Raw genomic sequence first — 26,834 nt, 5'->3', positions numbered from 1 at the left:
CCGTCACCGCCTCCGCGTGCCGGGACACTGGAGGCTGGACGTGTCTAGTGTCCGGCTTCCTGCCAGTTGGCGCCGACGCCGACGGACACGTCCAACGGCACGGTCAGTTCCGCGGCGCCGCCCATTTGGGCGCGCACCAACTTCTCCACCTGTTCCCGCTCCCCCGCCGCTACTTCGAGCACGAGTTCGTCGTGGACCTGCAGCAGCATCCGGGACTTCAGTCCCTGGTGGCGCAGCTCCTCCGAGACGCCGAGCATGGCCTTCTTGATGATGTCCGCCGCCGATCCCTGGATGGGCGCGTTCAGCGCGGCCCGCTCCGACATCTCGCGCAGCTGGCGGTTGTCGCTGGCCAGGTCCGGCAGGTAACGGCGGCGGCCTTCGATCGTCGAGGTGAACCCGTCCACCCTGGCCTTGTCCACCACTCCGCGCAGATAATCGCGGACGGCGCCGAACCGCGAGAAGTATTCCTTCATCAGCGTCCGCGCCTCGTCCACGGAGATGTTCAGCTGCTTGGACAGCCCGAACGAACTCAGCCCGTACACCAGGCCGTAGGACATGGCCTTGACCTTGGCGCGCATCTCGCTGGTGACGTCCTCGGGCGCGACCCCGAAGATGTGCGCGCCGACAAACCGGTGCAGGTCCTCGCCCGAGCGGAATGCCTCGATCAGGCCTTCGTCTCCGGACAGGTGGGCCATGATGCGCATTTCGATCTGCGAATAGTCGGCGGTCAGAAGCAGCTCGTAGCCCTCGCCGACGACGAACGCTTCCCGGATGCGCCGGCCGGCCTCCGACCGGACCGGGATGTTCTGCAGGTTCGGGTTGATGGAGGACAGCCTGCCGGTGGCGGCCACCGTCTGCGCGTAGGTGGTGTGGATCCGCCCATCATCCGCCACGGTCTTGCGGAGGCCTTCCACCGTCTGCCGCAGCTTTGAAGCATCGCGATAGGCCAGCAACTGGACCAGGAATTCGTTGCCCGTCTTGGCGAACAGGTCGTTGAGCGCATCGGCGTCGGTCGAATAACCAGTCTTGATCTTCTTGGTCTTCGGCAGCCCCAGCTCCTCGAACAACACCGTCTGCAACTGCTTGGGCGAGCCCAGGTTGATTTCCTTGCCGATGATGCCGAAGGCCGCCGAGCTGGCTGCGTCGATGGTCACGGTGAAGTCGTCCACCAGCCGGTCCAGCGCGCCGGCGTCCACGGCAATGCCGTCCAATTCCATCCGCGCCAATACCAGCGACAGGGGCAGGTCAAGCCCACCCAGCAGCTGGTTGGCGCCGCGGTCCACCAGTTGTCCGGCGAAGTGTTCGCTCAGCTGCAGCGCGGCGAATGCCTGCACGACGGCCGGTCCGGCCTTGTCATCCTCGGACAGGCCGAGCTCCAACTGTCCGTTCGCCGCGGCTTCGGGGGCCGCCACGGACATCTTCAGGTGGTACTGGGCCAGGTCCGCCAGTTCGTAGCTGCGCCGGTCCGGCTGGATGAGATAGGCCGAAATCGCGGTGTCGTCGACGACGCCCAACAGCTCGAACCCGCGCCGCGAGAGAACCTTGTAGGCGTACTTGAAGTCGTGGACGACCTTCGGCGCGTCAAGGTCGGACAGCCAGTGTGCCAGCAACTGCTCGGCGTCGGCGTCCAGCGAAGTCAGCGGCACGTAGGCGGCCTGGGCGTGGGCCACCAGGGCCAGCCCGACGGCGTCGTCCCCGCCTTCCGCGGTTTCGGCCACCAGCTGCAGGGCGACGTTGTGCTGGTTGGTCTCCTCCAGCCATTCCTTCAGGGCGGCCGCATCGGTGACCACCGTGTGGGCGGGGGCATTGACCTCCGTCTCGCGGACGGCGTCCTCCTCGCCGAAAAGGTCAAAGAGCCGCTTGCGCAGGGTGTTGAACTGGAGCGCATCGAAGAGTTCCTCGATGGCGGTCCGGTCGGGGTGCTGCAGCACCATGTGCTCCAGCTTCACGGGGAGGTCCAGGTCCCGGAGCAGGTGGTTCAGCCGGCGGTTGCGCTTGACCGAATCGACATTGGCCCGGAGCGCCTCGCCGACCTTGCCGCCGATCGAATCCAGGTTCTCCAGGATGCCTTCGACGCCGCCGTAGAGGTTGATCCACTTCGCCGCGGTCTTTGGGCCCACGCCGGGGACGCCGGGAAGGTTGTCGGCGGTCTCACCGACGAGCGCCGCGAGATCGGCATACCGTTCAGGCCGGACGAAGTACTTGGCTTCGACCGCGTCGGCGTCCATCGGCGGGATGTCGCTGATGCCCTTCTTCGGGTACAGCACGGTGACTTTGTCCGTGATGAGCTGGAACGCGTCCCGGTCCCCGGACACCACCAGAACCTCCCAGCCGGACTTCTCCGCCCGCTCACTCAGGGTGGCGATGACGTCGTCGGCCTCGTACCCGTCCAAGGTGACGGTGGGGATCTGCATCGCCTCCATCACCTTGACGATCAGGTCCACCTGGCCGTGGAATTCCTCGGGCGTTTTGTTACGGCCGCCCTTGTACTCGGAATACTCCTCGGTTCGGAAGGTGGGAGTGTCCAGGTCAAACGCCACGGCGATGTGGGTCGGTTCGCGCTGCTCGATCATCTTGATCAGCATGGAGGTGAAACCGTAGACGGCATTCGTGTGCTGGCCGGTATCCGTGGAGAAGTTTTCCACCGGCAGGGCGTAGAACGCGCGGAACGCCATCGAGTGGCCATCGATCAGCAGCAGGCGCTTTGGCCCCGATGCTTCGCTCTCCGGGCCGGAAACGGGGGCTCCCTCCGCCTCTACTGTCACGGTCGCTGCTGCCGGTTTGTTAGTTTCACTCACACCTGCCAGCCTAGTTCCCATGAGCGACAAATTCACACCCGGCGACAGTGCTGCGGGACACTCGCAGGGCGCGCTTCCGGCCACGGCCGCGGCCACGATCGCCGAACTGGTCGACGCCGGTGTCCCGGAACACTTGCACCGGTGGCTGATACACACCGGGGTGGGATCGCTCGTGGTGAAGATGGGCATCGTTTTCAGCGAGATGACGCCGCAGCGCATGGTGGCAACGATGCCGGTGGAAGGAAATACCCAAGTGGCCGGCATCCTGCATGGCGGCGCACACGTGGTGCTGGCTGAAACGCTGGGGTCCTTCGCGGCGACTCTACACGCGGGCGCCGGCCGACACGCCGTCGGCATCGAAGTCGGCGCCAGCCATCACCGCTCCGTCTCCTCAGGACTGGTCACCGGCACTGCGACGGCCATCCAGCTGGGGCGTTCGCTGACCGTGCACGAAGTCGTGATGACCGATGAGGACGGGCGGCGCCTCTCCACGGCGCGGATCACCAATTTGATCCGCGACAACGGGTAGGCACTCTTCGAAACCCTGGCCCGCGAGCCCGGAGGCCAGATCGGCGCACTGCTGGGATCGGCGCCAGCGCCATTCCCCCTTGCGCTGGTCAGCGCCACTCCCTCTTGTGCTGGCTATTTAGGCGGCCGACGGCGCGAGCTTGTCCCTCGGGATTTTCACTACTGCCCAACCGCCCGCAGTGCAGGCGCTCCGCCGGGCGCCGTCGTCGGCGTCGTCATCGCTGTTCGCCGCGGCAGCGGCCAACGCGCCGTGAATGATTTCTGCGCTCGATGCCAAGGATGGCTGGGCGGTCCCTGCGGCCGACATCACTGTGCCCGGCGGCACCGTCTCGGTTCTGGCCTTATCGGTCTCTGACGCTCCGGTTGGCGGGGTGCCTGGTAGTGGTGGCGGGGTGGAGGTGTAGGTGTGTCCGGTGGGGGTGATGGTTTCCACCGTGTGGTGGGGTCCATCAACAGGGCGGCTGGACCAGCCTTCGGCTTCCTTTGACTGGTTGCATTGTTCGCACAGTCCCTGGCCGTTGGCCATGGTGGTTTCACCGCCTTGCGTCCAGGGCACGATGTGGTCGATGTGCCGGATCGGGGCGTCGCACCAGGGCCTTGCGCAGACCGCGTCGCGGGCGTGGATCATCCGGCGCATCCCATCCGGGAATCTCCGTGCGGCCGAGTCCATCCCCAGCAGTTGCCCGGTCCCCGGCGCGGTGTAGAGGCGGCGGATCCAGACGTCTTCCACGCTGGCCTGTTTCAACACCTTGTTGCGTTGGGCCTGCTCGCGGGCGGTCTTCCACCCCGGTTCGGTCCCGGCCGGCGGCGCCTTCTGCCCGACCCCGCCCGGCGGGCTGCCGTCGGTTGCCGGCTGTTGCGGCGGGCCGGTGAGGTTGCGGGCGTAACGGGCCGGGACGATGCCGTGCCCGGTCAGCCAGGCCGGTTCGGCCTCACCCTGGAGCAGGGCACGGTCGGTCATCACCAACTGGATTTCCAGCCGGGCCGGGTCAGCGGTGCTGCGGCCGGTGACCCGTTCGAACACGGTATCGGCCATCATCTGGCCCCGCGACCGGGGGTCGCCCGTGCTGCGCAGCCGGTCCGCTTCCTTGTGCAGGGCAGCCATCACCGCCACCCCCTGGATGACCGGCAGCAGGGTCCGGACCGAGACCATCGTGTCGGGCTCAGGCCGGGAGGACACATGCCGGTCCGCTTCGGCCTTCGCCGCCCGGCCCACCACCGAGCGGGGATCGAGCCGGTAGGCCAGGCGCTTGGCTTCGGCCCGCAGCGCCCGGTTCCCGAGCCCGTGCAGCCGCTCCCGGTTCCCGGCCAGTTCCCGGTCCACCCGTGCCCGGTGCTCCCGGGACAGGCAGCCGGTCTCCTGGGCCAGGATCTCGGCCCGGTATTCGTTCAGGTCCCCCGCGGCCAGGGCGGCCAGGGTGTGCGGCATCTGTGTGACCAGGGTCCGGGAGAGGTTCAGCAGGACCGCGGCACGGTGCGGGGACTCGCGCCGGGCCAACCCGATCTGGGCGGCCACCCCGGCGCCCTGCCGGTCTTTCGGGATCCCGGCGCTGGCACGGCGGGCACGCATTGATTCCTCCAACGCGACCTGGACCCTGGCCTGCGCGGCCGCGGCGGCCGCCTTCAAACCCTCCAGCGCCGTCAGCTCCTCCACCAACTCCCGCTCCGGCGCACCCACGTCGATGCCCTCGAGGGCAGCGGCCGCAGCCCGAACAGCGGCAGAATCCAGCGGTGCCGAGGCCGGTCCGGGCTCCCGCCTCGAACCGCTGCCGGCAGGTGATACCGGGGCGGCCGGGGTTGTGACAGACGGGGTTTCGGCAGGAGATGCTGCGGCGTCCCCGGTTGCGGCAGACGACGTTACGGCAGACCGGGCTGGGGCAGACGGGTCTCCGACAGGTCCTGCAGCAGGCGATGCTGCGGCGGGAGGATCGGGTACGGCCGGATCAAACATCTCAGCGTCTCAATCTTCAGCATGCATACTGCATGGCTTCGACTATGAACGGTCACGAACCCTGCACGGATCCGCAGACGCCGCCGGCAAACCCACTACCCGGCGGCCAACGATGGTGCTCAACTGCTACTGAAAACATGCTATCGGCCGCCACTGACAGTTTCGGGCGATGCGGAAATTCCCCGCTGAGAGCCGCGGATGAGTGGTATCGTGCCGTGAGTCTGGATAGTCGAGCAGGGACACAGGCGGTGCAGGGACGCCGGAGGACGACATTGGGGGAAGGCGGAGGCCCGAGCGTCCTTGGTCAACATTGGAAGACTGAAGGCGGACTGCGGAGGCTGAAGGACAAAGCGGCGCAAGGCGCGCCGCTGAGCTGGAGGGCGGTAGTTGTGGTTGCAGCAGGACCGCGCGGGGGCCCCGCCCAGGCGCGAGGCTAGACCGCCACCGGGTTGAGGTCGTAGTGCATCTCTACCAAGTCGCCCAAGGTGCGGCTGCCGCGCAGCCGGGCGGGCGCCGTCGTGCTGGTAACCGGTAGCAGCGGTTGTCCTCCGCCCAGCATTACCGGCACCAACGTCAGGATGAGTTCGTCCAGCAGGCCGGCCGACGCATACTGCGCGGCAAGTTGACCGCCGCCGACCAGCCACACGTCTTTCTCGCCGGCGTCGGCGCAGATGTCGTCGTGGAAGATACCCACGTCGCCTCGCACAAACGTGATGTCCGCTCCGGGGATGCCTGGCAGTTCGTGATGCGTGAAGACCCAGGTGGGTGTTGAGCCGTAGGGCCACTCCTCCGGTGCCTGCTCCAGCACGAACTTGTACGTCTCGGAGCCCATCACGATGGACCCGATGCGCTGCATGAAGGTTTCGAAGCTGTCCTGGACGCCGGCGGCGTCGTTGAATTGCGTGAGCCAGTCGAGCTTGTTGCTGCGGTCGGCGATATACCCATCCACCGAGCTGCCGACGTAGTAGATATTCCGGGCCATGGGCCCCATGCTAGCCAGCGGGTTCAACCAGCGGAAGCGTGGCATGCGGCCCGCGGGAAAGACGGGGTTATCGGTCCGCACGCGGCCCGTGGGGATGCCGGGGTTGTCGGCCCGCGGCCGCCGCAGTACAACGGTGGGATGGATGGGAAGACGGCGGCGTGGATCACCGCTTACCGGCAGGCGTGGGAAACCAATGACCCGGATCAGATCGGAGCCCTGTTTGCCGACGACGCCGAGTACCGGCCGGAGCCGTGGACGGACCCGTGGCGTGGCCGGGACAGCATCGTCCAGCAGTGGCTGGCCCGCAAGGATGAGCCCGGCGCGGCGACCTTCGAGTGGCACGAAGTCGCCGTGACCGACGACGTCTCCGTGGTGGAGGGAACGACTGCCTACCACCGGGACGGACGCACCTACAGCAATTTGTGGGTGATCCGGTTGAACGGCGAAGGCCGGGCAACCCACTTCACGGAGTGGTGGATGGACCAGTCGGTCCCTTCCTGAGACCGACGCCCGCACAGGATGCTCCGCTCATGCATCAACCGCGCCCGTGGCCGTAAGCTCGGGGAATGGCGAGATACTTCGACGTACACCCCCAGGATCCCCAGCCGCGGTCGATCGGCCAGATTGTTGGCCTTGTTCAGTCGGACGCGTTGATCGTGTACCCGACCGACTCTTGTTATGCCTTCGGCGCGCAGCTGGGCAACAAGGACGCCCTGGAACGGATCCGGACCATTCGCCGGCTCGACAACAAGCACCATTTCACCTTGGTCTGCAAGGACTTTGCCCAGCTGGGCCAGTTCGTGCACGTCGACAACAAGGTTTTCCGCAGCATCAAGGCGGTGACGCCGGGAAGCTACACCTTCATTCTGCCGGCCACCGCGGAGGTTCCCCGCCGGCTAATGCATCCGAAGAAGAAGACCGTGGGCGTCCGCATTCCGGCGAACAACGTCGCGCAGGCGATCCTGGCGGAGCTGGGCGAGCCGCTGCTCTCCAGCACGCTGCTGCTGCCGGGCGAGGAGGAACCGCTGACCCAGGGCTGGGAGATCAAGGACCGGCTCGACCATGTGGTGGACGCCGTGGTGGATGGCGGCGACTGCGGGTCCGAGCCCTCCACGGTCGTCGACTTTTCCGGCGGCACTGCCGAAGTGGTCCGTTACGGGGCCGGCGACCCGTCCCGGTTCGAATAGGGGCCGGGGGCGGCGGTCGCCGAGGGCGGTATCCGTCAGGTTGGCGGGCCCGCTAGTCCTTCTTGCGCGCCCGGCTGGGCTGCACCCGCGGCGGCTCGCCCGGCATCTTCGGATAGTCGGGCGGGAAGGGCATCTCCCCCAGGCCCGCGGCGAGGTCGCGTTCCCACCACTGGAGCAGGACGTCGATCTTGCCCGGCTCATCATGCATGCGGGCCCATGGGTCGCCGGTTGTCTTCAGCCTGTCCGGAACCGTGGCGATCGTGAAGTTCTTCGGATCGGCCGTCTCGAGTTCGTCCCATGCGATGGGGCAGGACACCGCCGCGTTCGGCAGGGCCCGCGGGCTGTAGGCACCCGCCATGGTCCGGTCGCGGTTGGCCTGGTTGAAGTCCACGAAGATCCGCTCCCCGCGCTCCTCCTTCCACCACGACGTCGTCACTTGTTTCGGCATCCGCCGCTCGATCTCCCGCGCCGCGGCGATGACGGCGTGGCGCACGTCCAGGAATTCGTGCGTCGGCTCGATCGGCGCGAACATGTGCAGCCCGCGGTTTCCGGAGGTCTTGATGAACGCGTTGAGTCCGGCCTCCGCCAGCACCGACCGCAGTTCGATCGCCACCGGGATGGCGTCGTCGAACGAGGTCCCCGGCTGCGGGTCCAGGTCGATGCGAAGCTGGTCCGGGTTGTCGGAGTTCCCCGCGCGCGACGGCCACGGGTGGAACACCACGGTGTTCATCTGCACCGCCCACACCGCCGCGGCGGGCTCGTCGAGGACCAGTTGCGGGTGCGACCGGGCGCTCGGATACACCACCATCACCGACCGCACGAACTCGGGCGCACCCTTGGGCGGATTCTTCGAGAAGAACTGCTCGCCGTCGACCCCGTTCGAGAACCGTTGCAAGGACACCGGCCGGTCGCCGTTGGCGCGGACGAAGGCCTCGCCAACCTCCGCGATGTAGCGCGCCAGATCCAGTTTGGTGATCCCGAGTTCGGGCCACATCACCCGGCTCGGGCTCGAAATGCGCACCTCGCGCTCGCCGTGCGGTCCGTCGACCGTCAGCGTTGTCTGTTCGCTGGCCATGGGAACACCTAAACACACACACTCGCTTCTGGCGAGGGCATGATGGGAGCATGCCTATCACCGAGTCCACCGTGACCATCGACGTCGGCGACACCACTGTCTCCGGTATCTACGCCCGCCCCGAGTCCCCCTTCGCTTCGCTGGTGGTGGCCCACGGGGCCGGCGCGGGCATGGACCACCCGTTCCTGTCCGGTTTCACCCGCGCCTTGAACGACGACGGCGTAGCCACCTTGCGCTTCAACTTCCCCTACCGGGAGGCCGGCAGGAAGTTTCCGGACCGCCCGCCGGCTGCCATCGTGGCGTGGCGTTCGGCCATGCGGGAAGCGGCAGCGCGGTCCGAAGGTGAACCGCTGTGGGCGGCCGGCAAATCCTTCGGCGGCCGCATGGCGTCGATGGCCGTGGCGGAGGGAATGCCGGCCGCCGGCCTGGTGTACCTCGGCTATCCGTTGCACCCGCCGGGGAAACCGGACAGGCTGCGCGACGAGCACCTGTATGGCCTCACGCTGCCCATGCTGTTCCTGCAGGGCACCCGCGATACCTTCGCAACCCCGGAACTGCTCGAGTCCGTCGTCGCACGCATCGGCCCGAATGCCGTGCTCGCCTGGCAGGAAGGCGGCGACCATTCCTTCGACGTCAAGGGCGGGAGAAGAGGGGCGGCGGAGATTGGGGCATCGCTCGCCGGCCCTGCTGCCGAATTCCTCCGCTCGAGGGTCAGCGGCGCCTGACCGCCGGCCGGCTGCCGGCCAGTGCCCGACGATGGAGTCGAGGGCCCGCGGCGCCTGCCGCCGGCCGGCTGCCGGCTACTGCTCGACGATCGAATCGATGGTCCGCGGGGAGGTGATGGGATCGGCGTGACGGTGGATGATCTTCCAGTTGCTGTCCTCCAGCCGGAATATCGTCGTGACCCGCAGCGAGATCGGGGACGCCGAATCGGACACGCTGACCTTCACCCGGGTCCGCTCGATTTCGACGATGTAGGCCAGATCGGTCGCGACGTAGGTCGAAATCCGTTCAAACCGGATCGGCTCGCCCTCCCTGAAATGCGATACCGCCCGGTCCATGGCCGCCTCGACCTCCGCCCAGCCACGGGCAGGCGGCCCCAACGGATTGGCAAGCGTGACCTCCTCCTGCCGCGAAAACAGGTCCTTCGCCAAAGCGGGGTTTCCCTGGACGAACGCGTCCAGCGCTCGGTGATACCGCTCGGCAACAAGTTCGAGATCGGGCCCTGGCATGATTCCTCCAGCCGCTGCCTCCCGCCGGGGCCGTGCGGCCGGGGCGCGAATACAGCCATGCTCCCACCGGCATCCGGGGATGTCCATGACCGGTGTCGACCCCGGGCTCCTGCACGGGGCCGGCCGGCGGGACTACGATGGCCGGGCCGGCGACCGCACGCCGGGACTACGATGGTCGGACAAGGGGCCCCCACGCCTTCAACTGCGGGGTCGGTGCCGGAAGGGGCCGCGTCCGATGAACGAGCAACCCGGCGGTTTCGTGCTGGAGCTGAAGGTGGTCCTGGCCGCGCCGTGCGACAAGGTTTTCCGCATGCTGACGGAGGCGGGTGAATTGGCCACATGGTGGGGTCCCGAAGGTTTCACAACACCCGACGCCGTGCTCGACGCCAGGCCGGGCGGCACCTACCGGCTGACGATGAAACCGCCCGACGGCCCGCCCTTCCACCTCGCCGGTGAGTTTCTCGAATTCTTCCCTCCGCGCCGCCTCGCCTACACCTTCCGGTGGGAGGAGCCCGCGCCCGATGACCGCGAAACCGTCGTCACGCTCTCCCTCAAACCCTCGGAGGACGGCACCCGCCTCGCCCTCCGGCAGGGCGGGTTCGCCACCGAGGAACGTCTCGGCCTGCACCGGGCCGGCTGGACGGACGCCCTGGGAAAACTCGCCCGCGTCCTCCGCTCCGGCGGGTGACCGGACCCGTCCCGGCCGAAGACCTTACCGCTGCCCGACCCCCGTCGCCGCCGCCGAAGGCACCGGGTCGTGCCTCAGGTAGGCCCGCCGGAAACGCCCGGTGCCGCCGGTCAGCGCACGAAGATCGATGGCGTAGCGCAGCAATTCCTGGTCCGGGACTTCTGCACTGATTTCGGTGAGGTCCCCGCCGGCCGAATCCGATCCGGTCAGCCGTCCGCGCCGTGCGGACAAGTCGCTCATCACAGTTCCCACGTAGTCGTCGGGCACCGTGATCGTCACGGCGGAGACCGGCTCGAGCAACTGGATGCGCGCCGCCGCTGCGGCTTCCCGCAGGGCCAGGGCACCCGCGGATTGGAAGGCCGCGTCGGAGGAATCGACGCTGTGGGTCTTGCCGCCGACCAGTGTCACGCGGATGTCGACGACGGGGAAGCCGGCGGAGACGCCTTTTTCCATCTGCGCCCGGACACCCTTCTCGACGGACGCGATGTACGGCCCCGGGATGATGCCGCCCACGATCTTGTCCACGAATTCAAACCCGGCGCCCCGCGGAAGCGGTTCCACCTCGATCTCGCAGATGGCGAATTGGCCGTGCCCGCCGGACTGCTTGACGTAGCGTCCGCGTCCGGTGGCCCCTATCGCGAACGTTTCGCGCAGGGGCGTGACGACGTCGACGGTTTGCACATTCACGCCCTGCCCGCGCAGCCGGTCGAGCACCACCTCGGCGTGCGATTCGCCCATGCACCACAGGATGAGTTGGTGGGTCTCAGTGTGCCGCTCCACCCGCAGGGTCGGGTCGCCCGCGGCCACCTTGGCCAAGCTTTTCGCCAGGGCGGCCTCGTCGTTGCGCGTGGCCGCCTCCACCGCGACAGGCAACAGCGGTTCCGGCATCTCCCAGGGTTGGATGAGCATCGGCTGCTCCCGCGACGACACCGTGTCGCCGGTCTCGGCCGTGCCGATCTTCGTCAACGCGCAGATGTCGCCGGCGATGCACAGGGACACCGACCGCAGGGTCGAGGCGAGCGGGGCGTGCAGATGCGTGACCCGTTCGTCGCTGTCGTGGTCGGCGTGGCCCCGGTCGGCGAGCCCGTGCCCGGACACGTGGATGGCGGAGTCGTCCCGCAGGGTGCCCGAAAAGATCCGGACCAGGGAGACCCGGCCCAAAAACGGGTCCGTGGTCGTGCGGATCACTTCGCCGGCGAGCGGTCCGTCGGGGTCGCAGCGCAGCGGGGTGCTGCGCGAACCGTAGAGTCCCGTCGCCGCCGGCATCGGGCGCTCGAGCGGGGACGGGAATGCCCGCTGGAGCATGTCCAGCAGCTCCGGGATGCCCAGCCCGGTTTCCGAGGAGGTGGCCAGCACCGGGTAGAAGGATCCGCGCGCGACGGCGGTCTCCAGGTCGGAGAACAGCACATCGAGGCCGATTTCCTCGCCGCCGAGATAACGGTCCATCAGGGACTCGTCCTCGCTCTCGGCGATGATGCCTTCGATCAGGGCGCTGCGGGCCTCCTCGGCTCCCGCGAGCTCCCCGGCGCCCGCGGGACGGACATCGGGCTTTCGTTCCCCGGCACTGTAGTCCGATACGATGCCGGACAGCAGGGCGTGCAGCCCCGTCAGGTCCGCCCCGCTCCGCACCGGCAGGTACAGCGGCTGCACGGACTCGCCGAAGGCGCGGCGGCAGCCGGCCAGCGCCGCTTCGAAGTCGGCCCGCGGGTGGTCCAGCCGGCTGATGGCCACCGCCCTCGGCATCCCGACGCTCTCGCATTCGCCCCACAGCGCGGTGGTCGCGGCATCGATCCCGTCCACGGCGGACACGACGAACAGGGCGGCGTCGGCGGCACGAAGACCGGCCCGCAGCTCGCCGGTGAAGTCCGAATAGCCCGGAGTGTCCAAGAGGTTGATTTTGACGTCGTCGAACATCACGGGAAGGACGGAGAGCACGACGGAACGCTGCTGGCGGATCTCGGAGGGATCCGAGTCGCTGACGGTGGTGCCGTCGACGATCGAACCCATCCGGTTCGTGGCCCCCGCCGCCAGCAAGAGGGCCTCCGCGAGCATCGTCTTCCCGGCACCGGAGTGGCCCACCAACGCCACGTTGCGGATCTGCTCCGGCCGGGACACCGTTGCCGCGGCGGAGACCTCCGCCCGTCGCAGATCCGCGCTCCGTCCAGAACCCTTCGCCAACCCGTTGGCCGATTTCCCCGACATGAGCGCCTCCTGGCGTCGTAGGCAGCCTCGTCCCTGCACACTCGCGTGCTGTTAACTGATTCGACACCCAGAAGGGGTACACCGGCAAGGGTTGGACCGCATCCCTGTGCAAACAAGACCAGGCCGGGCTGCCGCGCAGCTGGTCTGGTTGGGACATCCGATCGTTGCTAGCGTGGCGGAATGAACCCGTCGAAGGCCCCAGCCGAGATCCTTAACATTGCCGGCAGCGAGGTTCGCATCTCGAGTCCGGACAAGGTGGTGTTCCCACAACCCGGGCTGACGAAGCTCGACCTGGTTCGCTACTACCTTGCCGTCGCGGATGGTGCACTGCGCGGCGCCGGCGGCCGCCCAATGGTGCTCAAGCGCTTCCCGAAGGGCATCGATGCTGAGCCATTCTTTCAGAAGCGCGTGCCTGAAAACCACCCTGACTTCATCCACACGACAACGCTGCACTATGCGTCGGGGACATCAGCCGAAGAGGCCGTCCTTAGGGATGCTGCGGGCCTAGCGTGGGTCGTGAATCTTGGATGCCTGGACCTCAACCCGCACCCCGTGCGCGCCGAGGACCTCGAGCACCCCGACGAGCTGCGGGTCGACCTCGATCCGATGCCGGGAGTCGACTGGTCGCAGATCGTCGACGTCGCCTGCGTCGCACGGGAAGTGCTCAACGACGTGGGACTGGTGGGTTGGCCGAAGACGAGTGGGTCGCGGGGACTCCACATCCTTGTGCGCATCGCGCCTCAATGGTCGTACCGCCACGTGCGGCTCGCCGCAGAGACCCTCGCTCGCGAGGTCGAGAACCGCGCTCCCGGCCTCGCCACCGCACGGTGGTGGAAGGAGGAGCGCGGCGAGAGTGTGTTCGTCGACTTCAACCAGAACGCCAAAGACCGCACCGTGGCTTCCGCGTACTCGATCCGGCCCCTGCCCGACGCCCGGGTTTCGACGCCGCTCACATGGGACGAGGTCACCTCCGCCCGGCCGGAACAGTTCACTGTGCGCTCGGTGCTCGAGCGCTTCGCCGACGTGGGCGACCCTCACGCCGGCATCGATGACGCGGTCGGCACCCTCGACGGGCTCCTCGCCTTGGCGGCCGAGCTCGGCCCCGCCGAGAAACCGCCGGGCGGTGGCGACGGCTCCGGCCGCCGGAAGTCGATGATGCCGCTCATTGAAGTGGCCCGAACCAAGACCAAGCCCGAGGCGTACGCGGCGCTCGATGAGTGGAAGACTCGGCATGCGGACGTCGTCCCGGCCCTGCAACCGGCTGATGTGCTCGTCGACGGAATGCGCGGATCAAGCTCGCTCTGGTACAGGGTGCGAGTGAACTTGCAGCACGTCCCCGTAACGAAGCGGCCGCCGCAGGAGGAGCTCATCAGCGACTACGACCCATGGGCCGGCAAGGACTGGCCGGGGCGCCCGGGGTCCTAACCCACTGACCAAAAACCGGAAGCGCACAAAGCCAACGGAACAGCCGGTGTCTGCAAGGTGCAGCTTGTCCCCCAGCCAATGTCACGTCTTGCAGTTCCGACGCGGAACAGCTCCGCCATGACCAATCTGCAGCGCCACTGCGCCAAAACCAAGCGAGGAGCCGGCTGCCCCGGCAACGGCCGACAAATGAAAGACCCCGAAGGGGCCCACAAGTCAACATTTGTCCACTACCAGAGACCTACATGCCTCCGCACAGTAAAAACGTGCCCGAGGTGGGATTCGAACCCACACGAGTTTCCCCGCCGCATTTTGAGTGCGGTGCGTCTGCCATTCCGCCACTCGGGCCTGCATCGGTCGCGAAGCCGGTCTCCAACTGTGAAAACCGTCATGCTGCCCGGTGCGCGAATCTACTCTACATGCCGATAGGCTATTTCACGGAACCGACGCCATGCCAATGGCAACGCAACACTCTAGGAGCGCCAGTGTCTGAACAAACCGAGTCTGTCCCCGCTCGCCGCGTCGTCGTCGCGGAGGACGAGACACTGATCCGCCTGGATATCGTCGAAATTTTGAGGGGCGAGGGCTACGACGTCGTTGGCGAAGCCGACAACGGCGAAAAGGCCGTGGAACTCGCCCAGGAACTAAAGCCGGACCTGGTCCTCATGGATGTGAAGATGCCCGTGATGGACGGCATCTCGGCCGCGGAGCAGATCGTCAAGGCACGCATCGCCCCGGTGGTGCTGCTGACCGCGTTCAGCCAGAAAGAGCTCGTGGAGCGCGCCCGCGACGCCGGTGCCATGGCGTACGTGGTGAAGCCCTTCACGCCGGCGGACCTGATCCCGGCCATCGAGATCGCGCTCTCCCGCCACGAAGAGATCGCCGCCCTGGAGTCCGAGGTGTCCGACCTGCAGGAGCAGTTCGAGACCCGGAAGCTGGTGGAGCGGGCCAAGAGCCTGCTCATCACCAAGATGGGCCTGACCGAGCCGGAAGCGTTCCGCTGGATCCAGAAGACGTCGATGGACCGCCGGCTGAGCATGCGCGAAGTCGCCGAGACCATCATCAACCAGGTGAACTAAGGCAACGCGAACGGCCAACCAAGGTTGGCGAACCCAGACTACGGGAACGGCCTCCGGAATGATCCGGAGGCCGTTCTGTTGTCCGTGGACTGCGCCGGCCCTTCGCCTACGACGTCGGCCAGGGGCCGACCCGCTCGGGCCGGGGGTGCGGCTGGCCGTCCAGCAGCTCGCCGGCATCCGCCAGGTCGCCTACCCGGTGCACCTTCAGGGAGTTGGTGGAACCGGCCTTGCCCGGGGGCGAACCGGCGGCGATGACGACCAGGTCATCAATCTCCACCAGCCCGCGCTCGTAGAGGATCCGGTCCACCTGGGCGGTCATATGATCCGTGTGCTCGACGAACTCCACGACCAGCGGCTGAATGCCCCAGGTCAGCGACAGCACGTTCAGGGTGGACTGGAGCGGGGTGAACGCGAATACCGGCCGCCCCGGGCGCAGCCGGCTGAGCCGGCGGGCCGAGTCGCCCGACTGGGTGAACGTACAGATGTACTTGGCGTCGAGCTGGTCGGCGATCTGTACGGCCGCCCGGGTGATGGCGCCGCCGCGGGTCTTCGGCTGGCTGCCCAGCGGCTGGATGCGGTCCAGCCCGTGCTGCTCGGTGGACTCGATGATCCGGGCCATGGTCCGGACCGTCTCCAGCGGGTACTTGCCCACACTAGTTTCGCCCGAGAGCATGACCGCGTCCGCACCGTCCAGCACGGCGTTGGCGCAGTCCGATGCCTCGGCCCGGGTGGGCCGCGGGTTATCGATCATCGATTCGAGCACCTGGGTGGCCACGATCACCGGTTTCGCCCAGCGGCGGGCGAGTTCGACGGCGCGCTTCTGGACCAGCGGCACGTCCTCCAGCGGCAACTCCACGCCCAGGTCGCCGCGGGCGATCATGATGGCGTCGAACGCGTCGATGATCTCTTCGATGGCGTCCACGGCCTGCGGCTTCTCGATCTTGGCGATGACCGGGGCGCGGCGTCCCTCCTCGTCCATGATCTCGTGGACCCGCCGGACGTCGCCGGCGTTGCGCACGAAGGACAGGGCCACCATGTCGACGCCGGTCTTGAGCGCCCAGCGCAGGTCTTCCTCGTCCTTCTCGCTCAGGGCTGGGACGTTGACCGCGACGCCGGGCAGGTTGATGCCCTTGTTATTGGACACCGCACCCGCCACGGTGACTTCCGTGACCAGCTTGACGTCGTCGACCTCGATGGCCTTCAGCGCCACCTTGCCGTCGTCGATCAGCAGGGAGTCGCCCACGTTGACGTCGCCCGGCAGGCCCTTGTGCGTGGTTGAGCATTGCTCGGCGGTTCCCTCCACGTCCTCGGTGGTGATCGTGAAGCGGTCCCCCACCGCGAGGTGGTGGGGGCCGTTCACGAAGCGCCCCAGGCGGATCTTGGGGCCCTGCAGGTCGGCGAAGATGCCCACCGGCTTGGACAGTTCGGCCGACGCCTTGCGGACGTTGTCGTAGGTCTGCTGATGCACGCGGTAGTCGCCGTGGCTCATGTTCATCCGGGCCACGTCCACGCCCGCCTGGAGGACGGCCAAGGTGCTCTCGTAACTGGCGATGGCTGGGCCGAAGGTTGCAACGATTTTTGCGCGTCTCATATACCTACCCTAATCAGAATGCGGCCATCGCGCAGGCGGGCCGCCGCTAGGGCAGCACCGCGATCGCACGGTCTTGCGGGGCCACCGGTGCAGGCAGCCGCGTGGTACCGGTCAACCACCGGTCGACGGCGGCGGCGCAGGCGCGCCCCTCGGCGATCGCCCACACGATCAAGGACTGTCCGCGCCCGGCGTCGCCGGCCACGAAGATGCCCTCTGCGCCGGTCATGTAGCCGCCGTCGCGGGCGACGTTCCCGCGCTCGTCGAAGGACGCGTTGACCTGCGCGTCGATCCCGGCATGCTCCGGACCGGTGAAGCCCAGGGACAGGAACACCAGGTCCGCCGGGATCTCCCGCTCCGTTCCCGGCTTGGGGACCCGCCTGCCGTCCACGAACTCGGTCTCGGCGACCTTCAGTGCGGTGAGCACGCCGTTCTCGCCCACGAACTCCACGGTGGAGGCGAGGTAGGTCCGCTCGCCGCCTTCCTCGTGGGCGCTGGCCACTTCGAACAGCGTGGGGAACGTCGGCCACGGCTGGTGCGAAGCACGCTGGGCCGGCGGCTGCTTGCCGATGGCCAGGGTGGTGACCGAGGCCGCCTGCTGCCGGTGCGCGGTGCCGAGGCAGTCCGCGCCGGTGTCGCCGCCGCCCAGGATCACCACGTGCTTGCCCCGGGCGTCGATCTGGTCCGGGACCGCCTCGCCGGCCACCACCCGGTTGGCCTGCACCAGGTAGTCCATGGCGAAGTGCACGCCGGACAGCCCGCGCCCGGGGATCGGCAGGTCCCGTGGCACGGTGGCACCGGTCGCGATCACCACGGCGTCGTAGCGGCGGCGGAGCTGATCCCAGCTGATGTCCTTGCCCGCCTCGATGCCGGTGCGGAACCGCGTGCCCTCGGCCCGCATCTGCTCCAGCCGGCGGTCCAGGTAGTGCTTCTCCATCTTGAAGTCGGGAATGCCGTAACGCAGCAAACCGCCCACCTTGTCGTCGCGCTCGTACACCGCCACGGTGTGGCCGGCCCGCGTCAGCTGCTGCGCCGTGGCCAGCCCCGCGGGGCCGGATCCGACGACGGCGATCGTGTGACCGGTCAGCCGCTCCGGCGCGTGCGGAGTCACCCAGCCCTGGTCGAAGGCTTCCTCGATGACGGAGACTTCCACCTGCTTGATCGTCACCGCCGGCTGGTTGATGCCCAGCACGCAGGCCGCCTCGCACGGCGCCGGGCACAGCCGGCCGGTGAATTCGGGGAAGTTGTTGGTGGCGTGCAGCCGCTCGATCGCTTCCTGGTCCTTGCCGCGCCAGGTCAGGTCGTTCCACTCCGGGATCAGGTTCGCCAGCGGGCAGCCCTGGTGGCAGAACGGGATGCCGCAGTCCATGCAGCGTCCGGCCTGGCTGCGGAGCACGCCCTTTTCCTGCGCCTCGTAGACTTCCTTCCAGTCCATGATCCGCACGGGAACAGGACGGCGGGGCTGGGTCTGGCGTTCTCGAACTTTCATAAATCCGCGTGGGTCAGCCACCGGTTACCTCCAGGATTCGGGTCCAGACAACATCGCCGTCGGGGTCGAGCCCTTCGGCTTCGGCGTTCGCCCGGGCTTGCAGCACCGCCGCGTAGTCGCGCGGCAGCACCTTGGTGATGCGGGCCAGGGTCCCTTCGAGGTCCTCGAGCAGGCGCCCGGCGAGCCGGGAACCGGTCTCCTCCGCATGTTTCTTCAGCAGGGTAGCGATGGTCCCTTCGTCCGCCGGGTCCGGCCGCAGCAGCTGCAATTCGCCGTTGCCGGTGCTCTGCGTGTTCAGCTTGCCCGGGTCCAGGTCCAGCACGTAGGCCACGCCGCCGGACATGCCGGCGCCGAAGTTGCGGCCGGTCGGGCCCAGGACCAGGGCCAGTCCCCCGGTCATGTACTCGCAGCCGTGGTCGCCGATTCCTTCGACGACGGCGGTGGCACCCGAGTTCCGGACCAGGAACCGCTCGCCCACCTGGCCGCGCAGGAACAGCTCGCCGCTGGTAGCGCCGTAACCGATGACGTTGCCCGCAATCACGTTGCGTTCGGACGCGAACGTGTTGGCCCGGTCCGGCCGGACGATAATCCGTCCGCCGGAGAGCCCCTTGCCGACGTAGTCGTTCGAGTCGCCGAGCAGCCGCAGGGTGATGCCGGCGGGCAGGAAGGCGCCCAGCGACTGCCCGGCCTGTCCGGTCAGCGTCACGTCGATGGTGTCGTCCGCCAGGGTTTCGATGCCGAAACGCCTGGTCACTTCGTGGCCGAGCATCGTGCCCACGGCCCGGTCGGTGTTGATCACGTCCAGGCTGATCCGCACCGGTTCGCGGTTGGTCAGCGCGTCCGAGCTCATGGCGATCAGCTGGTTGTCGAAGTGCTTGTCCAGTTCGTGGTTCTGCATGGTCATGTTGCGCAGCGGGATGTCGGAATCGGTGCCGTAGCCGCGCAGGATCGGTGACAGGTCCAGGCCGTCGGCCTTCCAGTGGTCGAGTGCTTCGCAGGTGTCCAGCAGCTCCGCGTGGCCGACGGCCTCGGCCAGGCTGCGGAAGCCCAGTCCGGCCAGCAGTTCGCGCACTTCCTCCGCAATGAACTCGAAGAAGTTCACCACGAACTCGGGCTTGCCGGTGAACCGCCGGCGGAGTTCCGGGTTCTGCGTGGCAACCCCCACGGGGCAGGTGTCCAGGTGGCAGACGCGCATCATGATGCAGCCGGAGACCACCAGCGGCGCCGTCGCGAAGCCGAACTCCTCGCCGCCCAGCAGCGCCGCGATCACCACGTCGCGGCCGCTCTTCAGTTGCCCGTCCACCTGCACGACCACCCGGTCCCGCAGGCCGTTGAGCATCAGCGTCTGCTGCGTCTCGGCCAGCCCCAGTTCCCAGGGCGCTCCGGCATGCTTGAGCGAGTTCAGCGGGCTCGCCCCGGTGCCGCCGTCGTGCCCCGAGACGAGGACGACGTCGGCCTTCGCCTTGGTCACGCCGGCCGCCACGGTGCCGATCCCGACCTCGGACACCAGCTTCACATGCACGCGCGCCGAGGGGTTGGAGCGCTTCAGGTCGTAGATCAGCTGCGCCAGGTCCTCGATCGAGTAGATGTCGTGGTGCGGCGGCGGCGAGATCAGGCCCACCCCCGGTGTCGAATGCCTGGTCCGGGCCACCCACGGGTAGACCTTCTGGCTCATCAGTTGGCCGCCCTCGCCGGGCTTGGCTCCCTGGGCCATCTTGATCTGGAGGTCCTCCGCGTTGGTCAGGTACAGGCTGGTGACGCCGAACCGGCCGGAGGCCACCTGCTTGATCGCCGAACGGCGCTCCGGGTCCAGCAGCCGGTCCACGTCCTCGCCGCCCTCGCCGGTGTTCGATTTCCCGCCCAGCCGGTTCATGGCGATGGCGAGCGTTTCGTGCGCCTCCTGCGAGATGGAGCCGTAGCTCATGGCCCCCGTGGAGAAACGCTTGACGATGCTGGAGACCGGTTCGACCTCCTCCAGCGGCACGGGCGGGCGGGCGCCGGCCTTGAACTTCAACAGGCCGCGGAGCGTCATCAGGTCCTTCGCCTGGTCGTCCACGCCGCGGGTATACGCCTTGAACACGTCGTAGCGCCGTTCACGTGTGGCATGCTGCAGCCGGAACACCGTTTCCGGGTTGAACAGGTGCGGCGGTCCTTCACGGCGCCACTGATACTCGCCGCCGTTCTCAAGCGACCGGTGGGGGTCTTCGATCCCATCGGCGGGGTAGGCCTGGGCGTGCCGCGCCGCGGCCTCGGCGGCGATGACGTCCAGGCCGACGCCGCCGAGCTGCGACTGGGTGCCGGCAAAGTACTGGTCGACCAGGGATTGGGCGAGCCCGATCGCTTCGAACGTCTGGGCACCGCAGTAGGAGGGGACGGTGGAAATGCCCATCTTGGACATAATCTTCAGGACGCCCTTGCCCAGGCCCTTGATCAGGTTCTGCACGGCCTGGGCCGCGGTGACGCCCTGGAGGTCGCCGTTGCGCACCAGTTCCTCGCAGCTTTCCATCGCCAGATAAGGATTGACGGCGGAAGCGCCGTACCCGATGAGGGCGGCCACGTGGTGGACCTCGCGCACGTCGCCGGCTTCCACCAGCAGCGAGATCTTGGTCCGGTTGGCGCTCTTGAGCAGGTGGTGGTGCACGGCGCTGGTCAGCAGCAGCGACGGGATGGGCGCCCATTGGGCGTTCGAGTCCCGGTCCGAGAGCACGATGAACTTCACGCCGCGGTTGACGGCGCCGGAGACCTTTTCGCAGATCTCCTGCAGCCGGGCGGCCAACTCGGCGGCGCCGCCGTCGGGCCGGTAGAGGCCACTCACCTTCAGCGCGAGCCGGCTGCCCTCCTCGTCTTCCATCGCGGCGATCTTGGCCAGTTCGTCGTTGTTGATCACGGGGAAGTTCAGCGCCACCTGGGTGGTGCGCACCTGGCCGGTCGCCAGCAGGTTGCCGTCGGGGCCGATCGACGAACGCAGCGAGGTCACGAGTTCTTCGCGGATGGCGTCCAGCGGAGGGTTGGTCACCTGGGCGAAGGACTGCACGAAGTAGTCGAACAGCAGCCGAGGGCGCTTGGACAACACCGCGATCGGGGTGTCGGTGCCCATGGCCCCCAGCGGTTCGGCGCCGGTGCGGGCCATCGGGCCCAGCAGGATCCGCAGTTCTTCCTGCGTGTAGCCGAAGGTCCGCTGGCGGAGGTTGACCGACGCGGCGGTGTGCACCACGTGCTCGCGTTCCGGCAGGTCTTCCAGCCGGATCATGTTGTCCTTGAGCCATTCGCCCCACGGGTTGGCGGCCGCGACGTCGGCCTTGATCTCCTCGTCCTCGACCAGCCGGCCGGCCTCGGTATCCACCAGGAACATCTTCCCCGGTGAGACCCGGCCCTTCCTGACCACCGTGGCGGGATCGATGTTGACGACCCCGACCTCCGAGGCCAGCACGACCAACCCGTCCTCGGTAACCCAGTAGCGGGCCGGGCGCAGGCCGTTGCGGTCGAGCACGGCTCCAACGAGCCGGCCGTCGGTGAAGGAAACGGCCGCTGGGCCGTCCCACGGCTCCATCAGCATCGAGTGGTACTGGTAGAAGGCGCGGCGCTCAGGGTCCATCGTGGCGTGGTTCTCCCACGCCTCCGGAATCATCATCATGATCGCTTGCGTAATCGGGCGGCCCGCGAGCATCAGCAATTCGGCGACTTCGTCAAAGGAAGCGGAGTCGGAGGCGCCGGGCGTGCAAATGGGGAACAGCTCTTCCGGCGTGTCGCCCAGCAGGGGGCCCTTCAGCTGCGACTGGCGGGCCCGCATCCAGTTGCGGTTGCCCTTGACCGTATTGATCTCGCCGTTGTGCGCGATGGTGCGGAACGGCTGGGCCAGCGGCCACGAGGGGAACGTGTTGGTGGAGAAGCGGGAGTGGACGATACCCAGTTTCGTCTTGAAGCGAGGGTCGGAGAGGTCCGGGTAGAAGGGTTCCAGCTGCGCGGTGGTCAGCATTCCTTTGTAGACGATGGTCTTGGACGACAGCGACGGGAAATACACGCCGAACTTGTTTTGGGCGCGCTTGCGGACGCGGAAAACGCGGGCATCCACATCGCTGCTGCCGGCAGCGGCCGGGTCGAGGCCCAGGAACACCTGGGCAAAGTGGGGCATGCAGGACCGCGCCATGGCGCCGACCAGTTCGGCCACCACCGGGACGTCGCGCCAGCCGAGGACTGTGAGGCCTTCGGAGGCGGCGATGGCCTCCACGCCGTCCCGCGCTACCGCCGCCTCAGACTCGTCGCTGGGCAGGAACGCGGTTCCTGCGGCATAGCGGCCGGCCGCCGGCAGTTCGAAGCCCACCACCGCGCGGAAGAATTCATCGGGGATCTGTGTGAGCAACCCGGCGCCGTCGCCGGTTCCTTCGTCGGCGCCGACCGCGCCGCGGTGTTCCAGATTGCGCAGCGCCGTCAGCGCCGCGTCGACGATGTGGTGGCCCGGCCCGCCCCGCAGGGTGGCAATCACCGCCAGGCCGCAGGCGTCCTTTTCGTGGGCGGGGTCGTACAGCCCGGTTTTTTCCGGGTAGGCGGCGAAACGACTGAACGGCGAGGGCACCGTGGTGTGCCGGCGTTCGTGTCCGCCGCCGAGGCTGCGCGGGGTACTCGACCCCTTGAACGGAGGAGTCATCTGAACTTCCTTCTCCTGGATGTAGGTGAGAAGGGGACGGCGCTGGCCCCGCCCGGGCCCGCTCGAGCAAGCAGGCCCGTGATCCATGGATTCTGTGGCCAGCTCACCCCGCACAGCGCATTCGGTGTCCAGGGGTCGGATGGGGGCCGCCAGGATGAACTGTGCGGTCGATCGGCCACGGCCGCCGGGACCGCACTGGGTGGTGCGCCTGTCCGGCGGAGAATCCACGTCAGTGTGGTCGGTACGCCGCATGCCTGCGCCCGGTTGGTGGTCCGGGAGGTGCGTACTGATGGTTCGGACCGACGGTGAGGGCGGACCGGCCGCGGAGCGAGTCTGTTCTGCGGTAGAGCGACGATAGCACGGCGGGGACCCCGCAACACAGGCTTTTCCGGTTTTTTACCGACCGCTTTTCGGATTGCCGGCGCCAGCCCGGAGCGCACGAAGCCGCCGGAACGTCAGATTGCTGCGTTCCGGCGGCTGCGCGGGGAAACTAGTTCTGGCTGCGGTTGTTGTCCGCCCTGAGCGGGTCGTTCCCGGCCGCGGCATCGGCGGCTTTGGGGGCATTCGCCGCATCGGCGGGCTTGGCAGCATCCGCGGGCTTGGCGGCGTTCTCGGCTGAAGGAGCTTCGTCCGCGGCAGGCTCCCCGGCCTTCGCGTCGGGCGTCCCGGCAGCGGTTTCGGCCTTCTCCCCCGCGATCACGGAGGATCCTGCCCCGCCGGCGCGGGGTCCGCCGTCGTGCTTGGCGGCGTTCTCCTGCCGAGCCGCGGCCTGCCCGGATTCGGCCTTCTCCCCCGCGACTGCCGAGGGCTCGCGGCCCGGCAGGTACAGGGAGTCGGTCTCCGCGGTCCGCGGACGGCGCGCCAGCACGATGAAGATCACGACGGCGGCGACCAGCAGCAGCAGCGACGTCCAGACGTTCAGCCGCTGGGTGATGCCGAAGATCGTGATCATTTCGGCATCGTCGATGCGCAGCATTTCGATCCAGACCCGGCCGAGGGTGTAGAACGCGACGTACAGCCAGAACAGCATGCCGCGGCGGAACTTGAAGCGCCGGTCCAATAGCAGCAGCAGCGCCACGCCCGCCAGGTTCCACAGGGACTCATAGAGGAAGGTGGGGTGGAACAGCGTGCCCGGTTCCGCGTCGGCCGGGAAGTTGGGGTTGTCGGCGTCGATCTCCAGGCCCCAGGGCAGCGTGGTGGGGGCGCCGAAGAGTTCCTGGTTAAACCAGTTGCCCCAGCGGCCGATCGCCTGTGCCAGCAGCACGCCGGGTGCGGCGGCATCCATGAAGGCCGGCAGCTTGAAGCCGGCCCGGCGGCAGCCGATCCAGGCACCGACCAGGCCCAGTGCCACCGCGCCCCAGATTCCGAGCCCGCCGCGCCAGATCTGCGGGATCAGGCCGAGGTCGCCGTTCGGCCCGAAGTAGGCGTCGGGCGAGGAGAACACGTGGTAGAGACGGCCGCCGACGATGCCGAACGGGATGGCCCAGATGGCCACGTCCCAGATGAATTCTTCCGGCCCGCCGCGGGCCTTCCAGCGGCGGTGGGTGAGCCAGATGGCCGCGACGATGCCCAGCAGGATGCACAGCGCGTACGCGTGGATGGTGAGCGGGCCGATGCTGAATCCGGACCAGCCGGGGCTGGGGATGGAGGCCGGTACGGCCGTTGCGATAGTCGTGCTGTACACCAGTTGAGTCCTCTTGGCCGGAGTTGCGGGTCGGGCGCGGCCCGCGGCAAACCGCTGGCCACCGGTTATTGTGTCAGGCCCGGGCTGTGCCTTCGCTTAGCCGCGCCGCGAGCTTGCCCAGTGCCGGCACGCCGGCGTTGCCGAGTTCGGCCACCAGCGCGGTGCCCACGATGGCGCCCTCGGCATACGCGCCGATCTCGCGCACGTGCTCGGGACTGGAGACGCCCAGGCCGACGCAGACCCGTTCGGCTCCGGCCTCGTGCGCCGACCGGACCACGCGCTCGGCGGCGCCGGAAACGCTCTCTCGGGCGCCGGTGACGCCCATGATCGACACCGCGTAGACAAAACCGCGGCTGGCCTTGACCGTCATCGCCATCCGCTCCGGGGAGGACGACGGGGCGACCAGGAACACGCGGTCCAGCCCGTACTTGTCCGAGGCCTCGAACCATTCGGCCGCCTCGTCCGGAATCAGGTCCGGGGTGATCAGCCCGGCGCCGCCGGCCTCGGCCAGCCGGCGGGAGAACTCGTCGACGCCCATCCGCAGCACCGGATTCCAGTACGTCATCACCAGCACGGCGGCGCCGCAGCGGGCGGTGATGCCGGCGACGATGTCGAACACCTGGCTGACGCGGAAGCCGTCCTTCAGCGCCTGCACAGTGGCGGCCTGGATGACGGCGCCGTCCATCACCGGGTCGGAGTACGGGATGCCGATCTCAATGACGTCCACGCCGTTCTCCGCCAGCGCGACGGCGGCGTCGATGGTGGTCTGGACGTCGGGGTAGCCGGCGGGCAGATAGCCGATCAGGGCGGTCCGGCCGTCGGCCAGGGCCCGGTCGATGGCCGCGGCCGATTTGCTGGCGGTGGCGGTATTGTTCACAGCTGCTCTCCTTCGGAGCCGATTTCGGCCTCGGGCGATTCGTCCGGCAGCAGGCCGAACCACTCCGCCGCGGTGGCGACGTCCTTGTCGCCCCGGCCGGAAAGATTCACGACGATGATGACATCCTGCGGATGATCCTTGCCCTCGGTCAGGCGCTTGCCCACCCGCAGCGCCCCGGCCAGGGCGTGCGACGACTCGATGGCCGGGATGATGCCCTCGGTGCGGCAGAGCAGCCGGAAAGCCTCCATCGCCTCGCTGTCGGTGACCGGCTCGTAGCTGGCCCGGCCGATGTCCGACAGGTAGGAATGCTCGGGCCCGACACCGGGATAGTCCAGCCCGGCCGAGATCGAATGCGACTCTATGGTCTGGCCGTCTTCATCCTGCATGAGGTAGGAGCGCGCGCCGTGCAGCACGCCGGGCCGGCCCAGCGTGATGGTTGCGGCATGGCGGCCGGTGTCGACGCCGTCGCCGCCGGCCTCAAAACCGTACAGCGCGACGTTCCGGTCGTCGAGGAAGCCGTGGAAGATGCCGATGGCGTTCGAACCGCCCCCGATGCAGGCGCAGACGGCGTCCGGCAGCCGGCCGGTCTGGTCCAGGATCTGCGCGCGGGCTTCCTCGCCGATGACTTCGTGGAAATAGCGGACGAGCGCCGGGAAGGGGTGGGCGCCGGCGGCGGTGCCCAGCAGGTAGTGGGTGTTGTGCACATTGGCCACCCAATCGCGCAGGGCCTCGTTGATGGCGTCCTTGAGCGTCTGCGACCCGGCGGTGACGGGCACGACGGTGGCTCCGAGGAGCTCCATCCGGGCCACGTTCAGGGCCTGCCGGCGGGTGTCTTCGGCGCCCATGTAGACCACGCACTCCATGCCGAGCAGTGCGGCGGCGGTGGCACTGGCCACGCCGTGCTGGCCGGCACCGGTCTCCGCAATGATGCGCGTCTTGCCCATGCGCTGGGCCAGCAGGGCCTGGCCCAGCACGTTGTTGATCTTGTGCGAGCCGGTATGGTTCAGGTCCTCGCGCTTGAGGAAGATCCGGGCGCCGCCGGCATGCAGGGAGAAGCGCTTGGCTTCGGTCAGCAGCGAGGGCCGGCCCGAATAGTTCTTGTTCAGCTCGGCGACCTGGGCAATGAACTCCGGGTCTGCCTTGGCCTTGTCGAAGGTGTCTTCCAGTTCGTCCAGCGCAGCAATCAGGGATTCCGGCATCCAGCGCCCGCCGAAGGCACCGAAATAGGGGCCGGGGGCATGGCGGAGGCTGCCGCCGGCCAGGAAGGCATCGGCCGGTTCCTGGGTGTTTCCGGGCTCCGCCGGGGTATCGGGGCTCTGCGTCATGGCCGTCCTGTCTGTTACTGGAGGCAGGACGGCCAGCCGCAACCGGCCCTGCCTGCCCCTGGGGGATTCTTAAGTTGTGTGG

At 68.1% G+C, this 26,834-nt stretch carries 19 protein-coding genes and 1 tRNA gene; 7 read left to right on the top strand and 13 right to left on the bottom strand.

Features of this window, described 5'->3' with window-relative positions; all coding sequences use genetic code 11:
- Positions 1–44 precede the first annotated feature (44 nt).
- Complete coding sequence (gene polA / locus AC5RVG_RS11240; RefSeq protein ID WP_494013901.1) at positions 45–2,819, bottom strand: DNA polymerase I; 2,775 nt, start codon at positions 2,817–2,819, stop codon at positions 45–47.
- On the opposite strand from polA, the gene AC5RVG_RS11235 reads away from it, so the two are divergent.
- The gene (locus AC5RVG_RS11235) at positions 2,818–3,327 is read left to right on the top strand and encodes a hotdog fold thioesterase (protein ID WP_494013900.1); all 510 of its coding nucleotides are present in this window, start codon (positions 2,818–2,820) and stop codon (positions 3,325–3,327) included. The genes polA and AC5RVG_RS11235 overlap by 2 nt on opposite strands.
- Positions 3,328–3,444: 117 nt before the next feature.
- Here the strand turns inward: AC5RVG_RS11235 and AC5RVG_RS11230 are convergent, their stop codons facing one another.
- Both AC5RVG_RS11230 and AC5RVG_RS11225 read right to left on the bottom strand, forming a co-directional pair.
- Complete coding sequence (locus AC5RVG_RS11230; protein WP_494013899.1) at positions 3,445–5,004, bottom strand: HNH endonuclease; 1,560 nt, start codon at positions 5,002–5,004, stop codon at positions 3,445–3,447.
- A gap of 706 nt (positions 5,005–5,710) precedes the next feature.
- Positions 5,711–6,259 (bottom strand): dihydrofolate reductase family protein, encoded by a 549-nt coding sequence (locus AC5RVG_RS11225; RefSeq protein WP_494013898.1) that lies wholly within the window; start codon positions 6,257–6,259, stop codon positions 5,711–5,713.
- Positions 6,260–6,397: 138 nt separating this feature from the next.
- Between AC5RVG_RS11225 and AC5RVG_RS11220 the strand changes: the two genes are divergently transcribed.
- Both AC5RVG_RS11220 and AC5RVG_RS11215 read left to right on the top strand, forming a co-directional pair.
- Positions 6,398–6,760 carry a nuclear transport factor 2 family protein gene (locus AC5RVG_RS11220; RefSeq protein ID WP_494013897.1) on the top strand — a complete coding sequence of 121 codons (363 nt, stop codon included), beginning with the start codon at positions 6,398–6,400 and terminating at the stop codon, positions 6,758–6,760.
- Positions 6,761–6,825: 65 nt separating this feature from the next.
- Positions 6,826–7,446 carry an L-threonylcarbamoyladenylate synthase gene (locus AC5RVG_RS11215; protein ID WP_494013896.1) on the top strand — a complete coding sequence of 207 codons (621 nt, stop codon included), beginning with the start codon at positions 6,826–6,828 and terminating at the stop codon, positions 7,444–7,446.
- 52 nt (positions 7,447–7,498) lie between these two features.
- Here AC5RVG_RS11215 and ligD (AC5RVG_RS11210) read toward each other — a convergent pair whose 3' ends face one another.
- Positions 7,499–8,521 carry a non-homologous end-joining DNA ligase gene (ligD, locus tag AC5RVG_RS11210; protein WP_494013895.1) on the bottom strand — a complete coding sequence of 341 codons (1,023 nt, stop codon included), beginning with the start codon at positions 8,519–8,521 and terminating at the stop codon, positions 7,499–7,501.
- Between the two features lie 50 nt (positions 8,522–8,571).
- Here ligD (AC5RVG_RS11210) and AC5RVG_RS11205 point away from each other — a divergent pair, with 50 nt between their 5' ends.
- A complete protein-coding gene (locus AC5RVG_RS11205; RefSeq protein ID WP_494013894.1) occupies positions 8,572–9,246 on the top strand; it encodes an alpha/beta hydrolase family protein in 675 nt (224 codons plus the stop codon).
- Between the two features lie 75 nt (positions 9,247–9,321).
- On the opposite strand, the gene AC5RVG_RS11200 is transcribed toward AC5RVG_RS11205, so the two are convergent.
- Positions 9,322–9,753: a YybH family protein gene (locus AC5RVG_RS11200; RefSeq protein ID WP_494013893.1), complete on the bottom strand. Its 432-nt coding sequence runs from the start codon at positions 9,751–9,753 to the stop codon at positions 9,322–9,324.
- Positions 9,754–9,988: 235 nt separating this feature from the next.
- Between AC5RVG_RS11200 and AC5RVG_RS11195 the strand changes: the two genes are divergently transcribed.
- Entirely contained in the window at positions 9,989–10,441 is a 453-nt protein-coding gene (locus AC5RVG_RS11195; RefSeq protein ID WP_494013892.1) for an SRPBCC family protein, read from the top strand.
- A 24-nt stretch (positions 10,442–10,465) separates the two neighbouring features.
- Here AC5RVG_RS11195 and AC5RVG_RS11190 read toward each other — a convergent pair whose 3' ends face one another.
- Entirely contained in the window at positions 10,466–12,643 is a 2,178-nt protein-coding gene (locus AC5RVG_RS11190; RefSeq protein ID WP_494013891.1) for an elongation factor G-like protein EF-G2, read from the bottom strand.
- Between the two features lie 180 nt (positions 12,644–12,823).
- Between AC5RVG_RS11190 and ligD (AC5RVG_RS11185) the strand changes: the two genes are divergently transcribed.
- The gene (ligD, locus tag AC5RVG_RS11185; RefSeq protein ID WP_494013890.1) at positions 12,824–14,068 is read left to right on the top strand and encodes a non-homologous end-joining DNA ligase; all 1,245 of its coding nucleotides are present in this window, start codon (positions 12,824–12,826) and stop codon (positions 14,066–14,068) included.
- Positions 14,069–14,332: 264 nt separating this feature from the next.
- Here the strand turns inward: ligD (AC5RVG_RS11185) and AC5RVG_RS11180 are convergent.
- A tRNA-Leu gene (locus AC5RVG_RS11180) sits at positions 14,333–14,413 on the bottom strand.
- Positions 14,414–14,550: 137 nt separating this feature from the next.
- Between AC5RVG_RS11180 and AC5RVG_RS11175 the strand changes: the two genes are divergently transcribed.
- On the top strand, positions 14,551–15,144 hold the full coding sequence (locus AC5RVG_RS11175) for an ANTAR domain-containing response regulator (RefSeq protein ID WP_493977830.1): 594 nt from the start codon (positions 14,551–14,553) through the stop codon (positions 15,142–15,144).
- Positions 15,145–15,250: 106 nt separating this feature from the next.
- Here AC5RVG_RS11175 and pyk read toward each other — a convergent pair whose 3' ends face one another.
- The 6 genes from pyk to trpB form a co-directional block, all read right to left on the bottom strand.
- Positions 15,251–16,735: a pyruvate kinase gene (gene pyk / locus AC5RVG_RS11170; RefSeq protein WP_494013889.1), complete on the bottom strand. Its 1,485-nt coding sequence runs from the start codon at positions 16,733–16,735 to the stop codon at positions 15,251–15,253.
- Positions 16,736–16,781: 46 nt separating this feature from the next.
- Positions 16,782–18,242, bottom strand: coding sequence for a glutamate synthase subunit beta (locus tag AC5RVG_RS11165; RefSeq protein WP_494013888.1), 1,461 nt, complete (start codon positions 18,240–18,242; stop codon positions 16,782–16,784).
- Positions 18,235–22,866: a glutamate synthase large subunit gene (gltB, locus tag AC5RVG_RS11160; RefSeq protein ID WP_494013887.1), complete on the bottom strand. Its 4,632-nt coding sequence runs from the start codon at positions 22,864–22,866 to the stop codon at positions 18,235–18,237. The genes AC5RVG_RS11165 and gltB overlap by 8 nt, the downstream gene beginning before the upstream one ends.
- 490 nt (positions 22,867–23,356) lie before the next feature.
- Entirely contained in the window at positions 23,357–24,550 is a 1,194-nt protein-coding gene (gene lgt, locus AC5RVG_RS11155) for a prolipoprotein diacylglyceryl transferase (RefSeq protein ID WP_494013886.1), read from the bottom strand.
- Positions 24,551–24,623: 73 nt separating this feature from the next.
- Positions 24,624–25,427: a tryptophan synthase subunit alpha gene (gene trpA, locus AC5RVG_RS11150; protein WP_494013885.1), complete on the bottom strand. Its 804-nt coding sequence runs from the start codon at positions 25,425–25,427 to the stop codon at positions 24,624–24,626.
- Positions 25,424–26,752 carry a tryptophan synthase subunit beta gene (gene trpB / locus AC5RVG_RS11145; RefSeq protein ID WP_494013884.1) on the bottom strand — a complete coding sequence of 443 codons (1,329 nt, stop codon included), beginning with the start codon at positions 26,750–26,752 and terminating at the stop codon, positions 25,424–25,426. The genes trpA and trpB overlap by 4 nt, the downstream gene beginning before the upstream one ends.
- Positions 26,753–26,834: the final 82 nt, after the last annotated feature.

The organism is Arthrobacter senegalensis (assembly GCF_059091765.1).
Note: the sequence above shows the minus strand (reverse complement) of the source record. Positions and strands in the feature narration are given on the sequence as shown.

Bases quoted from the DNA above. Each gene is read 5' to 3' on its own strand.
- AC5RVG_RS11235 (WP_494013900.1), top strand. From the start codon at position 2,818: ATGAGCGACAAATTCACACCCGGCGACAGTGCTGCGGGACACTCGCAG.
- polA (WP_494013901.1), bottom strand. From the start codon at position 2,819: ATGGGAACTAGGCTGGCAGGTGTGAGTGAAACTAACAAACCGGCAGCA.
- AC5RVG_RS11225 (WP_494013898.1), bottom strand. From the start codon at position 6,259: ATGGCCCGGAATATCTACTACGTCGGCAGCTCGGTGGATGGGTATATC.
- AC5RVG_RS11220 (WP_494013897.1), top strand. From the start codon at position 6,398: ATGGATGGGAAGACGGCGGCGTGGATCACCGCTTACCGGCAGGCGTGG.
- AC5RVG_RS11215 (WP_494013896.1), top strand. From the start codon at position 6,826: ATGGCGAGATACTTCGACGTACACCCCCAGGATCCCCAGCCGCGGTCG.
- ligD (WP_494013895.1), bottom strand. From the start codon at position 8,521: ATGGCCAGCGAACAGACAACGCTGACGGTCGACGGACCGCACGGCGAG.
- AC5RVG_RS11205 (WP_494013894.1), top strand. From the start codon at position 8,572: ATGCCTATCACCGAGTCCACCGTGACCATCGACGTCGGCGACACCACT.
- AC5RVG_RS11200 (WP_494013893.1), bottom strand. From the start codon at position 9,753: ATGCCAGGGCCCGATCTCGAACTTGTTGCCGAGCGGTATCACCGAGCG.
- AC5RVG_RS11195 (WP_494013892.1), top strand. From the start codon at position 9,989: ATGAACGAGCAACCCGGCGGTTTCGTGCTGGAGCTGAAGGTGGTCCTG.
- AC5RVG_RS11190 (WP_494013891.1), bottom strand. From the start codon at position 12,643: ATGTCGGGGAAATCGGCCAACGGGTTGGCGAAGGGTTCTGGACGGAGC.
- ligD (WP_494013890.1), top strand. From the start codon at position 12,824: ATGAACCCGTCGAAGGCCCCAGCCGAGATCCTTAACATTGCCGGCAGC.
- pyk (WP_494013889.1), bottom strand. From the start codon at position 16,735: ATGAGACGCGCAAAAATCGTTGCAACCTTCGGCCCAGCCATCGCCAGT.
- gltB (WP_494013887.1), bottom strand. From the start codon at position 22,866: ATGACTCCTCCGTTCAAGGGGTCGAGTACCCCGCGCAGCCTCGGCGGC.
- trpB (WP_494013884.1), bottom strand. From the start codon at position 26,752: ATGACGCAGAGCCCCGATACCCCGGCGGAGCCCGGAAACACCCAGGAA.